Raw genomic sequence first — 438 nt, forward strand, 5'->3', positions numbered from 1 at the left:
AGCTCATTTAGTAAATGCAATAGGTTGCGATAGTGCAGCTACATTGGTATTGACTGTTAAGGCAAATTCTGCATCAACCACCAATGCAAGCATTTGCGCTGGTAGTTCTTATACCTTCAATGGCACAGCATACAGCACAGCAGGTACTTACACTGCCCATTTGGTTAATGCAGTTGGCTGCGACAGTGCCGCTACCTTGATATTGACCGTGAAGGCTACTTCGACCTCTACCACCAATGCAAGCATCTGTGCTGGTAGTGCTTATACGTTCAATGGCACTGCATACAGCGTTGCAGGTTCATACACTGCTCATCTAACAAATAGTGTTGGTTGTGATAGTGCCGCAACCTTGGTATTGAATGTAAAGGCAAATTCAACATCTACCACCAATGCAAGCATTTGTGCGGGTAGTGCTTATATATTCAATGGCACAGCATA

1 protein-coding gene is annotated in these 438 nt (G+C 44.3%); it reads left to right on the top strand.

What is annotated here, in order from left to right; all coding sequences use genetic code 11:
• Positions 1-438: hypothetical protein (locus tag ACHFIY_RS19330; protein ID WP_410847774.1), on the top strand; the 438-nt coding region annotated here is incomplete at both ends.

The organism is Parasediminibacterium schistidii (genome assembly GCF_046546515.1).
In the GTDB taxonomy this organism is placed as follows: Bacteria; Bacteroidota; Bacteroidia; order Chitinophagales; family Chitinophagaceae; genus Parasediminibacterium.